The sequence below is a fragment of the Nocardia pseudobrasiliensis NBRC 108224 genome, assembly GCF_001613105.1.
In the GTDB taxonomy this organism is placed as follows: Bacteria; Actinomycetota; Actinomycetes; order Mycobacteriales; family Mycobacteriaceae; genus Nocardia; species Nocardia pseudobrasiliensis.
In genome coordinates this window covers 258,400-272,467 of sequence record NZ_BDBS01000009.1, presented here as the reverse complement: position 1 = coordinate 272,467, position 14,068 = coordinate 258,400, and the positions used below count along the sequence as shown (strand labels likewise).

At 67.2% G+C, this 14,068-nt stretch carries 16 protein-coding genes; 8 read left to right on the top strand and 8 right to left on the bottom strand.

Features of this window, described 5'->3' with window-relative positions:
• Positions 1–27: 27 nt before the first annotated feature.
• The 3 genes from NP4_RS40840 to NP4_RS10865 form a co-directional block, all read right to left on the bottom strand.
• Positions 28–201 (bottom strand): hypothetical protein, encoded by a 174-nt coding sequence (locus tag NP4_RS40840; protein WP_156524902.1) that lies wholly within the window; start codon positions 199–201, stop codon positions 28–30.
• 164 nt (positions 202–365) lie between these two features.
• Positions 366–1,070: a sensor domain-containing protein gene (locus NP4_RS10870; RefSeq protein WP_082875743.1), complete on the bottom strand. Its 705-nt coding sequence runs from the start codon at positions 1,068–1,070 to the stop codon at positions 366–368.
• The gene (locus tag NP4_RS10865; protein WP_245997898.1) at positions 1,067–2,044 is read right to left on the bottom strand and encodes a hypothetical protein; all 978 of its coding nucleotides are present in this window, start codon (positions 2,042–2,044) and stop codon (positions 1,067–1,069) included. Before NP4_RS10865 ends, NP4_RS10870 begins: the two co-directional genes overlap by 4 nt.
• Positions 2,045–2,122: 78 nt before the next feature.
• On the opposite strand from NP4_RS10865, the gene lspA reads away from it, so the two are divergent.
• The 3 genes from lspA to NP4_RS40835 all read left to right on the top strand — a co-directional run bounded on the left by lspA (position 2,123) and on the right by NP4_RS40835 (position 4,359).
• Positions 2,123–2,713: a signal peptidase II gene (gene lspA, locus NP4_RS10860; protein ID WP_245997899.1), complete on the top strand. Its 591-nt coding sequence runs from the start codon at positions 2,123–2,125 to the stop codon at positions 2,711–2,713.
• 73 nt (positions 2,714–2,786) lie between these two features.
• Entirely contained in the window at positions 2,787–3,713 is a 927-nt protein-coding gene (locus NP4_RS10855; protein WP_067995793.1) for an RluA family pseudouridine synthase, read from the top strand.
• Positions 3,706–4,359 (top strand): hypothetical protein, encoded by a 654-nt coding sequence (locus tag NP4_RS40835; RefSeq protein WP_245997900.1) that lies wholly within the window; start codon positions 3,706–3,708, stop codon positions 4,357–4,359. Before NP4_RS10855 ends, NP4_RS40835 begins: the two co-directional genes overlap by 8 nt.
• Positions 4,360–4,724: 365 nt before the next feature.
• Here the strand turns inward: NP4_RS40835 and NP4_RS10845 are convergent, their stop codons facing one another.
• Complete coding sequence (locus NP4_RS10845) at positions 4,725–5,243, bottom strand: GNAT family N-acetyltransferase (RefSeq protein WP_245997901.1); 519 nt, start codon at positions 5,241–5,243, stop codon at positions 4,725–4,727.
• A gap of 13 nt (positions 5,244–5,256) precedes the next feature.
• Here NP4_RS10845 and NP4_RS10840 point away from each other — a divergent pair, with 13 nt between their 5' ends.
• The 3 genes from NP4_RS10840 to NP4_RS10830 all read left to right on the top strand — a co-directional run bounded on the left by NP4_RS10840 (position 5,257) and on the right by NP4_RS10830 (position 9,213).
• Complete coding sequence (locus NP4_RS10840; RefSeq protein WP_067995785.1) at positions 5,257–5,847, top strand: helix-turn-helix domain-containing protein; 591 nt, start codon at positions 5,257–5,259, stop codon at positions 5,845–5,847.
• A gap of 25 nt (positions 5,848–5,872) precedes the next feature.
• Positions 5,873–8,296 (top strand): cation-translocating P-type ATPase, encoded by a 2,424-nt coding sequence (locus NP4_RS10835; RefSeq protein WP_067995782.1) that lies wholly within the window; start codon positions 5,873–5,875, stop codon positions 8,294–8,296.
• A 101-nt stretch (positions 8,297–8,397) separates the two neighbouring features.
• A complete protein-coding gene (locus tag NP4_RS10830; protein ID WP_067996013.1) occupies positions 8,398–9,213 on the top strand; it encodes a PhzF family phenazine biosynthesis protein in 816 nt (271 codons plus the stop codon).
• 3 nt (positions 9,214–9,216) lie between these two features.
• On the opposite strand, the gene NP4_RS10825 is transcribed toward NP4_RS10830, so the two are convergent.
• Entirely contained in the window at positions 9,217–9,588 is a 372-nt protein-coding gene (locus NP4_RS10825; protein WP_067995779.1) for a group I truncated hemoglobin, read from the bottom strand.
• 179 nt (positions 9,589–9,767) lie between these two features.
• On the opposite strand from NP4_RS10825, the gene rarD reads away from it, so the two are divergent.
• Positions 9,768–10,691: an EamA family transporter RarD gene (rarD, locus tag NP4_RS10820; protein WP_373863821.1), complete on the top strand. Its 924-nt coding sequence runs from the start codon at positions 9,768–9,770 to the stop codon at positions 10,689–10,691.
• A complete protein-coding gene (locus tag NP4_RS10815; protein ID WP_444980113.1) occupies positions 10,595–11,173 on the top strand; it encodes a VOC family protein in 579 nt (192 codons plus the stop codon). Before rarD ends, NP4_RS10815 begins: the two co-directional genes overlap by 97 nt.
• 156 nt (positions 11,174–11,329) lie before the next feature.
• Here NP4_RS10815 and NP4_RS10810 read toward each other — a convergent pair whose 3' ends face one another.
• From NP4_RS10810 to NP4_RS10800, 3 genes are read right to left on the bottom strand one after another with little or no spacing between them, the layout of a single operon-like run.
• A complete protein-coding gene (locus NP4_RS10810) occupies positions 11,330–12,379 on the bottom strand; it encodes an ABC transporter substrate-binding protein (protein ID WP_067996006.1) in 1,050 nt (349 codons plus the stop codon).
• On the bottom strand, positions 12,379–13,266 hold the full coding sequence (locus tag NP4_RS10805; protein WP_067995777.1) for an ABC transporter permease: 888 nt from the start codon (positions 13,264–13,266) through the stop codon (positions 12,379–12,381). Before NP4_RS10805 ends, NP4_RS10810 begins: the two co-directional genes overlap by 1 nt.
• A complete protein-coding gene (locus NP4_RS10800) occupies positions 13,256–14,062 on the bottom strand; it encodes an ABC transporter ATP-binding protein (RefSeq protein WP_067995771.1) in 807 nt (268 codons plus the stop codon). The genes NP4_RS10805 and NP4_RS10800 overlap by 11 nt, the downstream gene beginning before the upstream one ends.
• Between the last annotated feature and the right edge of the window lie 6 nt (positions 14,063–14,068).

Sequence of the window (14,068 nt, the reverse complement as noted above, 5' to 3'; positions counted from 1 at the left end):
CAAGGGCCGGACGCCAGGGCATCACAGTCATCCGCGCCGATAGTTCACATGTTTGCGCGCGGGCACTGTCGTCCGGTTGTGCGCGCTGAACTTCGTATCGGTCAGGCTGGTTTCGGTCTGGGTTGTCTTGCGTCGACGCTCGCGGCGGGACAGCTGGGACTGTTCCGGCGGCACGGGGGAGGGGTTGTTCGCTGCGGGCATAAGTGCCTCCTGAGATATGTGGGCCGACGTACCGGGCGGTGGCCGGCCGGATCGGATATGCCGCGAGGCGGCGGGAATGCGCGCGAGAGGCGCTCAGGAGAACAACTGAATCCACATGGGTTGAGACCGTAGCAGCGGGTGCGGGGGAGCCGCATCCCATTTATCTAGGGGCCGATGAAGCCCTGCAGCCGCACGATCTGCGCGGCGGTCAGATCGCGCAGGGCCGCGGGGTCGACCGGTTGAGTTGTGGTGCGCGCGATCTGGACCACCGCGCTGCCCACCACCGCGACCGTGGCCGAGGAGTACAGCGTCATCCCCTCGCTGGTGGTGCGGACCTGGAACGAGGTGGACGCGTCCCCGGCGCGCGGCTGATCCAGCCCACCGGCCCGGTAGCTGGTGGCCGTGCCGTCGGCATCGGTGCCGGAGTACTTGCCGCACTGGCGAAGCAGACCCTGCACGGTCGAGAAGGCTTGCGCCGCACCGCTGCCCGGATAGCTCGCGATATCGATATCGATACTGCTGAAGTCGGTATTCGTATAGTGCGCGGCGGCGCGCGCACTGAACCCGGGAGCCTGATCGCTCACGGCCGCCAGGACTTTCGCGCAAGCCGGGGGATCGGTGCGCGAGCGGTCCACCGGCTGCTGTACCCCGTTGCCGGGTGAGGCGTCCTCGAGTTCGGTGAACCCGGGCGGCAGATCGGCCACGGTCAGCAGGCGGGACCGCAGGCCCTTGGCATCGGTGGTCGCGGGTGCGGAGATCGGCGGCGCGGTCGCGGTCGGGCCGAAGCCGGGTAGCGAATCATCCTGGGAGGAACCGCATCCGGCCGCGCACAACGCCACGCCCGCCAGCAGCCATCCGGCGCGTTTCACTGGCCCCATTGCACCTGCGTGGAGATGTTCTGCCGCAGTGCGACATTGGTGTGCGGATCGCGGTAGGTCTGTCGCCCGCCGATGGTCACCGAACCCGAAACCGGCAGCGGCAGACCGAGATCCACGGTGATGGTGCCGTTGCCGTGCATCATGTACTCCATGATGTCCAGCGAGCCGGCATTGTTGGGCAGCTTCCACACCGACGACTTCGGGGTCTGGGTCACATTCAGTTCGATGGTGAGCAGATTGCCGTCGCGCCGGGTCAGCGTGGCCGTGGTGACCTGATCGAGCAGCACGCCGGTGGACACCTGCTGGCGCACCGTCCAGACCGCGCCCTCGCCGACCGGCTCCTGGGGCAGCGTGATCGACTGATACACGGCCTGATAGAACGCCTGCTCGAGGGCGGCGCGGGCGCTGTCGGGGGTGGCGGGTTTGGGCGTCAGCCGCAGGGCCGTCACCGAGCCCAGCTCGCCGACCTCGAATCCGGCGTGCGAGCCGTCGGCCGAGAGCAGCTGCTGGGCCAGGGTCGGATCGGGGGAGGTGGCCGTGCCCAGCGTCAGATCGATACCCGCCGGATTGGCCCGGGCGGTCAGCGGGATCGTCACCGAGGGCGGTGAGAAATCGCGCATGGCCTGATCGTTGAGCTGCTGTTCGATGTGGTGATCGGTGCGCAGCGTCACCTGCTGGGCGGTGCCGGGGGCGACCTCGGGGCGCAGCGGCGCGCGCGGCGTGTCGCCGGATTCGACCACGGTCGTCAGCGCCGCGTTGATCGGCATGGTGACCTCTTTGCCGATTCCGGCGGGTTCCACCTCGGCATCGCCGCTGGACTCGGTGCGATCGGCGCAGCCGACACCCATCGCCGACAAGGCGACAGCGAGCACCATCAGCAGCACACCCGACCGAGCGGATCGCACGCCTCCGGCGCGGGCGAATGTCCCGAGCGGAGAGCGGGAGCGGGAAGACAACACCGTCACGCCGAACAGGGTACGACCGGTTCCTGAAAATCAGCTGGGACGCGGCGGGCCACGGGGCCGCTATCTCTATAGGGGATGATGTCTGCTGTGAGTAACGACCGGCAGCGCGAGCAGCACACCGACGACCACGAGCCGCCCGGCGAAGCCCCGGTCCGGCCGCGGCGGCTACCCGCCCTACTGGCGGTCGCCGCCGTCGTGTTCGCGCTGGATCTCGGCACCAAGGCCCTGGTCGTGGCGAAAATGAAGCCGGGCGAGCCGATTTCGATCATCGATGACGTGGTCCGGCTGACCCTGGTGCGCAATCCGGGTGCGGCGTTCTCCATGGCCACCGGCATGACCTGGCTGTTGACCCTGATCGCCGCGGCCGTCGTGGTCGGTGTGATCCGTATCGGCCGCTCGCTGCGGTCGGTGGGCTGGGCCGTCGGGCTGGGTCTGGTGCTGGGCGGTGCGGTCGGCAATCTGATCGATCGGCTGTTCCGCGCGCCGGGACCGCTGCAGGGGCATGTGGTCGACTTCATCTCGGTGACCAAGTGGTGGCCGGTGTTCAATGTGGCCGACTCCTCGATCGTGTGCGGGGCGATCCTGCTGGTGGCGCTCACCGTATTCGGATTCGAGCCGGACGGGACCCGCTCGGGTCGCGACGAGCGGGCTCCGGAGGCGGACGCGTGAGCCCGTCGGGGTCCCGAGGAGGCAGCGTGCGTAACCAAGCAGGGCCCCGGGCTCATGCACGGAAGGACACAGCATGAGGGAGACCCGGGCCATGCCGGTTCCGGATGGGCTCGACGGTATGCGGGTCGACGCCGGGCTGTCGCGCCTGCTGGGGTTGTCGCGGACGGCCGTGGCCTCGCTCACCGAGGAGGGCGCGGTCCAGATCGATGGCGTGGCCGTGGGCAAATCGGAGCGGCTCACCGGCGGGGCCTGGCTCGAGGTCGAATTCCCCGAGCCCAAGCGCGAACTGACCGTCGAGGCGACTCCGGTGGAGGGGATGAAGATCCTCTACGCCGACGATGATGTCGTCGCGGTGGACAAGCCGGTCGGGGTGGCCGCGCATACCGGTGTCGGCTGGTCCGGGCCGACGGTGGTGGGCGGTCTGGCGGCGATGGGCTATCGGATCTCGACCTCCGGCGCGCACGAGCGGCAGGGCATCGTGCACCGGCTCGATGTGGGCACCTCCGGGGTGATGGTGGTCGCGCAGTCCGAGCATGCCTACACCGTGCTCAAGCGGGCGTTCAAACAGCGCACGGTCGACAAGCGCTATCACGCTCTGGTACAGGGGCATCCGGATCCCTCCAGCGGCACGATCGACGCGCCGATCGGGCGGGCGCGCGGTAACGACTGGAAGTTCGCGGTCACCGCGGACGGGCGGCCGAGTGTGACCCACTACGACACGATCGAGGCGTTCCAGGCGGCGAGCCTGCTCGACATCCATCTGGAAACCGGTCGCACCCATCAGATTCGGGTGCACTTCTCCGCGGTCCGCCATCCCTGCTGCGGCGATCTCACCTACGGGGCAGATCCGCGACTGGCCGAGCGGCTGGGTCTGGAACGGCAGTGGCTGCACGCCAGGACTCTGGGTTTCGCGCATCCCGCCGACGGCCGCTGGGTCGAGATCACCAGCGACTATCCGGCGGATCTGGAGCATGCGCTGGACGTGCTGCGCGGTGCGTGAGTCGCTGCGCGCGGCCGTATTCGCCGGCGCGGCGCTTGTGCTCGTGGTGCTTATCGTGGCGCTCGGCTGGGCCTACCCGCCGCGCGCCTCGGTCATCGCCACCGACCGCCTCGGCCCGGATGCGAACGAGCCGATCGCGGATTACCTTGCGCGCGCGAAACTTTCCCTGTCCGGCACGGATTCCGACGACCACTGGGCCCTGGCGTCATTCACCACCGGCATCACCCCCGACCGCATCCCCGACCACACCGATGGCCTACGCATCGCCCAGGTCCTCCACCACGTCCCACTCGACCGAGTCCTCACCCCCGTCCTCACCTTCCCCGTCCCCGCAGGCGACCAGGCCGCCATAGCGACGGCCAGCTCCGCCGCCGCCACCCTGGACCACACCCCACCCCTGGACGACCGCGCCGCCCGCATCGCCAAGGTTTCCGCGACCCGCCTACGCTCCGGCTGCCCCTGCACGATCGCCCTGATCCTCCGCGGCCGCCTGAACCAATTGCGAGCCCTGTCCTCCCACAACGACATCCGATCAATCGAGGCCCTACCCGCCGACGCGGGAATTTTCGCGGTGACCCCACTACTGCCCGAGTACACCGACAGGGCCGCCCCCGGCCCGGACGACGGGCCGATCCCGGAGAACTGACATCCCGGCGAAAAGCGCGCCGGGAAAGTGAGAAGGCCGGGCGCGAGCGACATTGCGCCGGGGAAGGGAGAAGTTGGGCGCGAGAGACGTTGCGGGGGAAGGGAGGAGCTGGGCGCGAGCGACATTGCGCCGGGAAATGGGGAGGCTGGGCGCGAGGTGACATTGTGCTGGGCATCTTCCTCCCGCTCGCCGCGCTTCTTGGATGCGGCGCCTGACGCCTCTGTCACGCATCTGTGTTGCGCGAGGCGCTTGCCGCCTGCGGCGCGCACTCATCTTGTGCGAGGGACGCGCTCTATCCGCCGCGCTTGCCGCATCCTTTTCCCTGTCGTGCAGCGCAGCGCGATGCACGACAGGGGTCGGGTCCCTTACAAACTGCGCTGCATCAAGATCGTGTCCAGCCACCGGTCGTGTTTGTGGCCCACGTTGCGTAACCGGCCCGCCTCGACGAAACCCCGGCCGCGGTGCAGGGCTGGGGAGGTAAGGTCGCCGCTGTCGGCGATTACGGCTATGACCTCTCGGATGCCTCGGGTTCGGCATTCGGTCAGCAATTCGTCGAGGAGGCGGCCGCCGAGGCCGCGGCCGGTGGCCCAGGGGGCGATGTAGATCGAGTTTTCTACCGTGTTGCGGTAGGCGGGGCGCTGCTTCCAGGGGCCGCAGTAGGCGTAGCCGGCGAGGCGGCCGTCGAATTCGGCTACCAGGAACGGTAATCCGGCGGCGGTGATCGAGGCGAAGCGCAGGCGCCATTCGGCGGTGTCGGGGGCATCGAATTCGAAGGTTGCCACGGTCTCGGTCACGTAGTGCGCGTAGATCTTGGCGACCGCCGGTAGATCGGCCTCGGTGCCGTGCCGGAGCGTCGGCGATTTCTCTATAGAGGAAGCAGTCACTACTATAGTGTAGATGGATCTGGTTGCGCTCGGCCACCGCATTCAGCGGCTGCGCCATGAGCGCGGTCTCACCCTGCAGCAGCTCGCCGAGCTGTCGGCGGTGAGCGTCAGCATGCTGTCGGCGGTCGAGCACGGGGACAAGGCGCCGACCGTCGTGGTGCTGGATCGTGTCGCACGGGGATTGGGCACGCGGCTTTCGGCCCTGGTCGCCGAATCCGACGACGAGCGCATGATCGTGCGCCGCGCGGCAGAACAGGACGTCGTCCACGAACAGGGCTGGCAGCGCACCATCCTCACCCCGGTGGTGGCGGGGGTGAACTTCGAATGGATCCGCTCCGCCCTGCCGCCGGGCTGCGTCCCGGGTGAATACCCTTCCTACGCACCGGGTTCGCATGAATTCATCTACGTCGAATCCGGCACCGTCACCCTCACCGTCGACCGCACCCGGATCGTCGAGCTGAGCGCCGGCGACTCGATCTACCTCGCCGCCGACGCGACCCTGCACTACGCCAACAACTCCGACCGCCCGTGCGTCTACTACGTCGCCGCGCTCATCATGCGCCCACGCGGCGCCCGGCAAATGCACCGCATACTGCCCGATTAGTCCGACACGTTCTAGGCTGTCGAGCATGTCCATCACCGAGCAGGCATCGCGTGCGCCGGGTCTGACCACGGCCGAGGTCGAGCAACGCATCCGCGACGGGCAGAGCAACGATGTGCCGGATCGAGCCAGTCGCTCGGTGGCCGATATCGTCCGGGCGAACGTCTTCACCCGCATCAACGCCATCCTCGGGGTGCTGTTCGTGCTGGTGTTGGCGACCGGCTCGCTCATCGACGGCATGTTCGGCCTGCTGATCGTGGCCAACAGCGTCGTGGGCATCGTGCAGGAGCTGCGCGCCAAACAGACCCTGGACAAACTCGCGATCGTCGGCCAGGCCAAGCCGGTCGTGCGCCGCGAGGGCGCCGCGCGCGAGGTCGCGCCCAAGGATGTGGTGCTCGACGATCTGATCGAACTCGGCCCCGGCGATCAGATCGTGGTCGACGGCGAGGTCGTGGAGTGCGAACTGCTCGAGGTCGACGAGTCGCTGCTCACCGGCGAGGCGGACGCGATCGACAAAACCGTTGGCGCCCAGGTGATGTCGGGCAGTTATGTGGTCTCCGGCTCGGGCTGCTACCGCGCCACCAAGGTCGGCAAGGACGCCTACGCCGCCAAACTCGCCTCCGAGGCCAGCAAATTCACCCTGGTCAACTCCGAACTGCGCAACGGCATCGATACGATCCTGAAGGTCATCACCTACCTGCTGATCCCGGCCGGTCTGGTGACCATCTACAACCAGCTGTTCTCCAGTCACGAATCCTGGCGTTCGGCCCTCAACGGCATGGTCGCGGCCCTGGTGCCCATGGTTCCGGAGGGCCTGGTGCTGATGACCTCGATCGCGTTCGCGGTCGGTGTGGTCCGGCTGGGTCAGCGCAAATGCCTGGTGCAGGAGTTGCCCGCCATCGAGGGCCTGGCGCGGGTGGATGTGGTGTGCGCCGACAAGACCGGCACGCTGACCGAGAACGGTATGCGGCTGGCCGAGATTCGCACGGTCGGCGACACGGACGAGGCGGCGCTGCGAGAAGTGCTGTCCGCCATGGCCTCCGACGATCCGCGCCCCAATGCCAGTGTGCTGGCGATCAAGGAGGCGACCGGGGACGGGCCGGGCTGGCGGCAGACCGGTATCGCGCCGTTCTCCTCGGCCAAGAAGTGGAGCGGATTCTCCTACGGCGAACACGGCAACTGGCTGCTCGGCGCACCCGATGTGCTGCTGGACTCCGGCTCCGAAATCGCCTCCACCGCACAGGAAATCGGTGCACAGGGCCTGCGGGTGCTGCTGCTGGCGAGCAGTTCCGGCGCGGTCGACGCCCCCGACGCCCCGGGCCGGGTCACGCCGCAGGCGCTGGTGGTGCTCGAGCAGAAGGTGCGCCCCGACGCGCGCGAGACCCTCGAGTACTTCGCCGAACAGAATGTGGCGATCAAGGTCATCTCCGGCGACAACGCGGTTTCGGTTGGCGCAGTGGCCGCTTCGCTGGGTCTCACCGGCGGCGACCACGCCGTCGACGCCCGCAAACTGCCCGACGGGCAGGACGAGTTGGCCGATGTGCTCGACCACGAAACCACCTTCGGCCGTGTGCGTCCCGATCAGAAGCGGGCCATGGTCGCGGCGCTGCAGTCGCGCGGACATACCGTCGCCATGACCGGCGACGGCGTGAACGACGTACTCGCGCTCAAGGACGCCGATATCGGCGTGGCCATGGGCGCGGGCAGTCCGGCCACCCGCGCGGTCGCACAGATCGTATTGCTGGACAACAGGTTCGCGACGCTGCCATATGTGGTGGGCGAGGGCCGGCGGGTGATCGGCAATATCGAGCGCGTCTCGAATCTGTTCCTCACCAAGACCGTGTACTCGGTGCTGCTGGCATTCCTGGTCGGCGTGGTGGGCATCGGATCGCAGTGGTTCCACTACGACCCCGTGCCGTATCCGTTCCTGCCGCGGCACGTCACGATCGCGGCGTGGTTCACCATCGGCATTCCGGCGTTCATCCTGTCGCTTGCGCCCAACAACGAAAGGGCGCGAACGGGTTTCGTGCCGCGCGTGCTGCGGCTGGCGGTGCCGTCCGGGATGGTGATCGGGGTGATGACCTTCGTGGCATACCTGATCGCCTATCAGGGCGCGGATCAGTCCGAGACGGAGAAGGTGCAGGCGGGTACGACCGCGCTGATCACGCTGCTGATCATCGCGGTCTGGGTGCTGGCGATCGTGGCGCGGCCGTGGAACTGGTGGAAGCTGCTGCTGATCTTCGGATCCGCGGCGGGCTATCTGATCCTGTTCACGGTGCCGTTCACCAGGCACTTCTTCAAACTCGATCCGTCCAACCTCACACTGACCGGGACGGCGGCGATATGCGGTGTGATCGGCATCGTGCTGGTCGAGGTGGCCTGGTGGGTCAGCGCCCTGCTGAGCGGTGAGCGGCGCGGGCTGCTGCCGGAGGCGCCCGGCGAAAAGGGCTGACCGCCGCGCGGATTCGAGCCCGGTGAACTGGACAGATGCTATGGCGCGCCGTGGCTGCGTTGTGCCGCGTGTCGATTGGCGGCGAGGGTACCTTCGGCAGTATGGAGGTCCTGCTGCATCAGATCGATGCCTTCGCCGATGCGCCGTTCACGGGCAATCCGGCGGCGGTGATGCCGCTGCTGGAATGGTTGCCCGACGAGCTGCTGCAGCACCTGGCCGAGGAGAACAACCTCGCCGAAACCGCCTTCTACACTTCGGTTCTGCCGCCGTCGGCCGGTGCGGCCCCGGCGGACGGCCCCGCGTTCCACCTGCGCTGGTTCACCCCGGAGGCCGAGATCGACATGTGCGGCCACGCCACCATGGCGACCGCCGCGCAAATCCTCGAAGACCTGTATCCGGGCTCCGACCGCGTGCACTTCTTCACCCGCAGCGGCTGGTTGAGCGTCGATCGCACCGATGACGACGAATTCGTCCTGAACCTACCGGCCTTGCCGTCGGTCGATGTGGTTCCCGACCCGGAACTGGCGGCGGCCGTGGGCGTCCGGGTCATGCGCGCGCTGACCGGCCAGGACGAGGTCCTGGTCCTGGCCACCGAATACGAAGTCCGCGAGGCCCGCCCGAATGTGGCGGGGTTCCCGAAACTTCCGCGCGGCGTCATCCTCACCGCTCCCGGCGACACCGCCGACTTCGTCTCCCGCTATTTCTCCCAGGGCGCGATCCCGGAGGACCCGGTAACCGGCTCCGCCCACGCGCAACTCGTCCCCCTGTGGTCGCGAGATCTGGGCCGCGCGAACCTCACCGCCCACCAACTCTCCGCCCGCGGCGGCCGACTGCACTGCGCCCTCGACGGCGACCGGGTGCTGCTGTCGGGGCGGTGTCATCGGTACATGGACGGGGTTGTGCGCCTTCCGGACTGACGATCACGCCGTCGAGGCGATATCGTCAGCCAACGGCGCGATAGCCGAGATGATCTGAGAGACAAGATCTTCGGGGACACCTGCCACGGTGAGGGCGTCGGTGAGGTGACCGGCCACCAGGGTGAAGTGGTGCATCGTTATGCCGCGGCCCTGGTGGACCTGTTTCATCGGGGCCCCGGTGTACGGGTCGGGGCCGCCGAGGGCGGTGGCGAAGAATTCGACCTGGCGGCCTTTGAGGCGGGCCATATTCGTGCCGGTGAAGAACGGGGCGAGGTCGGTGTCGGCGAGGACCCGGACGTAGAAGTCGTCGACGACCGCTTCGAGGGCCTCGTGGCCGCCGATCCTGTCGTAGATCGTGTGGGTGTCGATTCGCATGTTTCCAGGACAGCATCGGGCTGTTGCGTCGTCGTTAGTCCGCGGTCGCGAGACGGTATCCGCGCGTAGCCGCGAGATTGCCCCGATCTCACCGTACGGGCCGGGCGGCTGTGAGGACGGTGACCGGCCGGGCCGGAAACGGCTCGACATGGCTACCGGGTGGAACTAGCGTCGTTACGGTGCAGTTACGCGGTTCCGAAGTGGATGTGGTTCCGGTGCGACGCGGGTCGCGGGGTGTGGTCTTCGGGGCGAGCGCCTATCTGATCTGGGGATTGTTTCCGGCGTTCTTCGGGTTGCTGGAATTCGCGAGTCCGGTCGAGATTCTGGCGCAGCGCATTCTGTGGACCCTGGTCGTGGTGCTGGCGCTGCTTGCGGTCTCCGGTCGCCTGCGGGAACTGCGCACGATCGACGCGGCCACCTGGCGGCTGGCCACCGTCGCGGCCGTGACGATCGCGACCAACTGGGGCGTCTACGTCTACGGCGTGACCACCGGACATGTGGTCGAATGCGCGCTCGGCTATTTCATCAATCCACTCGTGACGGTGCTGTTCGGTGTCGTGATCTTTCGCGAGCGGCTGGCGTGGCCGCAGTGGCTCGCACTGGGACTGGGCGCGACCGCGGTGATCGTGCTGACCATCGACTATGGCAAACCACCCGTTATCGCGCTGATCCTGGCCTGCTCATTCGCCACCTACGGTCTGGTGAAGAAGGTGATCCGCCTCGACCCGATGCGCGGCATCGCCGCTGAGGGACTGGTGTCGGCCCCGGTCGCGCTGGCGGTGGCCATCGCCTTCGCGGTGACCGGGCAGGCGAGTTTCGGGCACGGCGTGAGCCACACCGCGCTGCTGATCGCGACCGGACCGGTGACGCTGGTGCCGCTGCTGCTGTTCGCCCTCGCCGCCGCGCGAGTGCCGCTGTCGACCATCGGCATACTCCAATATCTCACTCCCGCACTGCAAATGGCGTGGGGTGTGCTGGTGGGGCATGAGGCCATGCCGCCGTCGCGGTGGGCCGGATTCGGGCTGATCTGGCTGGCGCTGGCGGTCTTCACCGCGCATGCCCTGCGGGCCGCGCGACTTCGCAAAGCCGACAGCGCGGTGTAGCCTTCGTGGAGTGGCTATGCTCCTGTCGGCCGACTTGTACCGGTCCAGGGTCGGGATCGTCACTACCAGAGGAGAAATCCAAACTGTCTGTACAGTTCAACCACACCATTGTCGGATGTCGTGACAATCGGGAAACCGCCGAATTCTGGGCGGAGATATTGGGTTTGGACGTCGGCGCGCAATGGGGGCCGTTCATTCCCATCGTCGTGGCGAATGGGGTCACCTTCGACTTCGCCACGGTCCCACCACATGTCACCGAGATCGCGCCGACCCACTACGCCTTCCTGATTTCCGAGGCGGAATTCGATGCGGCCTTCGCGAAGATCCAGGGCTGGAAGTTGAAGTTCTGGGCGGATCCGCATCAGCATCTCGAGGGTGAGATCAATCGTAATGACGGTGGTCGGGGGGTTTATTTCCTTGATCCCAATGGTCATTATATGGAGTTGATTACGGTGCCTTATGGTGGGTGGCCGGAGACGTAGGTGATCCCCGAGTTCCGGCCCTGGGGGCCGGAACTCGGGGAAAATAGTGGGGCCAAGGCCGGAACTCGGGGAAAATAGTGGGGCCAGGGCCGGAACTCAGGGAAATGGTGGGGCCTGCTGGGCGAGGTGGGGCCTGCCCGGCGGGGAACGGCCTACCTACTGCCTCTTGTCCAACGCCCGTTGCACGAACTCGTTGGTATACGTCTCTTCCAACTTGATCCGATCCCTGGCGGGCTTCACCGAGCGGGAGTACTGACCCAGAATATTCAAAACATTCTGGGAGCCTTCGGGTTTCATCAGGCCGTCGCCGTTGAACATGCCGATCGAATCGCGCAGGGACTGGATATAGAGGTCCTTGCCGCCGGAGGCGTACTGCGGGGGCATTGTGGCGGCGATGTCCTCGGCGGAGTGGGTTTTGATCCACCGCAGGGTCTGGACGAAGGCGTCGGCCAGTTTCTGCACGATATCGGGGTGGGCGTCGACCATATCGCAGCGCATGTAGAGCGAGGACGCGGGATACAGGCCGCCGAGGGCCGCCCGGGTGCCCGCCTCGGTTCGCATATCCAGCAATACCTTCGCCTCACCGGACTTCACCATCTGCGCGACCGTGGGATCGGTGGTCATACCCGCATCGATGCCGTCGTGGTTCATGGCGGAGATGAAGGTCTGTCCCGCACCGGCCTGCACGGTCGAGTAGTCGGCCGGTTTCAACCCCGCCTGCCCGGCCAGTGCCTGGGTGATGAAGTCGGTCGAGGATCCGAACGAGGTCACCCCGAGCTTGCGCCCGCGGAAATCGGCTGGGGAGGTGACGGATTCGGCATCGGCCTTCGACACCAACTCGACCTCGCCGGGCACATCCGCGAATTGCACCACGGTGCGCAGACATTGATCCTTGGACTGCATATCGATGGTGTGATCGTAGAACCCGACCACGCCCTGCGCCTCGCCGGTGAGCAGCGCCAGCTCGGCGCTGGACCCGGAGGACTGGCCGATCAGTTTGACGTCGATTCCATTGCGCGCGAACCCGTCCAACCGCTCGGTGAGCATGGCGGGCAGGTAGATCACCTTCTCCAGCCCGCCCACGATGATGGTGATCTGCGGATGTCCGTTCACCATCGGAATGCGTCGCGAATCCCGGCAGCCTGTGGCCACCAGCAGCGTGCAGATCGCCAGCAGGACGACCGCGATGTGCTTGCGGTAGCGCATCACACCTCCCGCGCCGACTGCGCCTGCGAGGGACGCCATTTCAGCAGCCGGTTCTCCGCCGCCCCGATACCCCATTCGGCCAGCAGCGCCACCACGGTGATGATGATCATGCCCGCGTAGATCCCGGCCGCGTCGAAGGTGTTCTGCGCGTTGGAGATCAGCAGACCCAACCCCTTGGACGCACCGGCGTACTCACCGACCACCGCGCCGATCAGCGCGAAACCGAAGGCGGTGTGCAGACTCGACAGAATCCAGGTTGTCGCGCTCGGCAGCACGATCTGTGACAGCACCTGCCAGCGCCCCGCACCCAGGATCCGGGCGTTGTCGATGACATTGCCGTCCACCTCGCGCGCCCCGGTGAAGGCGTTGAAGAACACAGCGAAGAAGGTCAGCACGACCACGGTCGCCACCTTGGACTCCAGGCCGAGCCCGAACCAGATGATGAACAGCGAGGCCAGCACGATACGCGGAACGGCGTTGAGCGCCTTGATGAACGGCGCCAGCACCTCGGCCCAGTATCGGCTGCGTCCCAGCAGTACGCCCAGCACCACACCGGCGACGCTGCCGATCACGAAGCCCAGCACCGCCTCCTCGACGGTGGTGAAGATCTGCAGCCAGATCGAGCCGAATTGTGTTCCCTGCGAGAACCATTCGACCAGACGGTCCCAGATGCGCGACGGTTTGGAGTAGACGAACGGATCGATCCACAGCGTCGCGGTGAGCTCCCACGACCCCAGCCACAGCACCACCAGTACGGCCCTGAGCCCCCAGGTGCGCAGGGCCGACCGGCGGGCCTGGCCGCGGGCGCGGGCCAGGATCTGTTCCTCGGATTCGGCCTCGACTTCCGGTGCGGCCGTGGCGATCCGGGCGATGGTGTCAGGCGACACGACGGGCTCCCTTCGCGCGGGCGGCCTCGACCTGGTCGCGCAGCGTGCCCCAGATCTCGGTGTAGAGCCGCCGGAACTCATCGGTCATCCGGACCTCCTCCACATCGCGCGGCCGGTCCAGCGTGACGGTGAAATCACCGCAGACCGTGGCCGGGCTCGCGGTCATGACCACCACCCGATCGGCGAGGACGATGGCCTCCTCCAGATCGTGGGTCACGAAGATGACCGCCGAACCGGTTCCCGACCACACCCGCAGCAACTCGTCCTGCATGAGCTGGCGGGTCTGCACGTCCAGCGCACTGAACGGCTCGTCCATCAGCAGGATCTCGGGCTCGTTGACCAGGGTCTGGGCCAGCGCCACTCGCTTGCGCATACCGCCGGACAGCTGATGCGGGTAGTAGCGCTCGAATCCGGCCAGGCCGACCTTGCGCACCCACTCCGCGGCCCGCTCGCGTGCCTGCGCCTTCGAGATGCCGCCGAACCGCGGCCCGAGGGCGACATTGTCGAGCACGGTTCGCCACGGCAGCACGGCGTCCTGCTGGAACATGTAGCCGATGCCTTCGGGAATGCCCACGACATCCGTTCCGCGCACCAGGGTGCGTCCGGCCGAGGTCTTCTCCAGGCCGGACACCAGCGACAGCGTGGTGGATTTGCCGCAGCCGGTGGGGCCGACGACGGCGACGAATTCGCCCGGGGCGACGGTGAAATGGAGATCCTTCACCGCGGTGTGGATGCCACCGCCGGAGCCGGGGAAGCGCTTGGTCGCGCCCCGCAGCTCGATGAGTGGGTTGGTCATGTCGAG

Bases quoted from the DNA above. Each gene is read 5' to 3' on its own strand.
- NP4_RS10830 (WP_067996013.1), top strand. From the start codon at position 8,398: ATGGAGGTCCTGCTGCATCAGATCGATGCCTTCGCCGATGCGCCGTTC.
- NP4_RS10835 (WP_067995782.1), top strand. From the start codon at position 5,873: ATGTCCATCACCGAGCAGGCATCGCGTGCGCCGGGTCTGACCACGGCC.
- lspA (WP_245997899.1), top strand. From the start codon at position 2,123: ATGTCTGCTGTGAGTAACGACCGGCAGCGCGAGCAGCACACCGACGAC.
- NP4_RS10855 (WP_067995793.1), top strand. From the start codon at position 2,787: ATGAGGGAGACCCGGGCCATGCCGGTTCCGGATGGGCTCGACGGTATG.
- NP4_RS10810 (WP_067996006.1), bottom strand. From the start codon at position 12,379: ATGCGCTACCGCAAGCACATCGCGGTCGTCCTGCTGGCGATCTGCACG.
- NP4_RS10840 (WP_067995785.1), top strand. From the start codon at position 5,257: ATGGATCTGGTTGCGCTCGGCCACCGCATTCAGCGGCTGCGCCATGAG.
- NP4_RS40840 (WP_156524902.1), bottom strand. From the start codon at position 201: ATGCCCGCAGCGAACAACCCCTCCCCCGTGCCGCCGGAACAGTCCCAG.
- NP4_RS10825 (WP_067995779.1), bottom strand. From the start codon at position 9,588: ATGCGAATCGACACCCACACGATCTACGACAGGATCGGCGGCCACGAG.
- NP4_RS10800 (WP_067995771.1), bottom strand. From the start codon at position 14,062: ATGACCAACCCACTCATCGAGCTGCGGGGCGCGACCAAGCGCTTCCCC.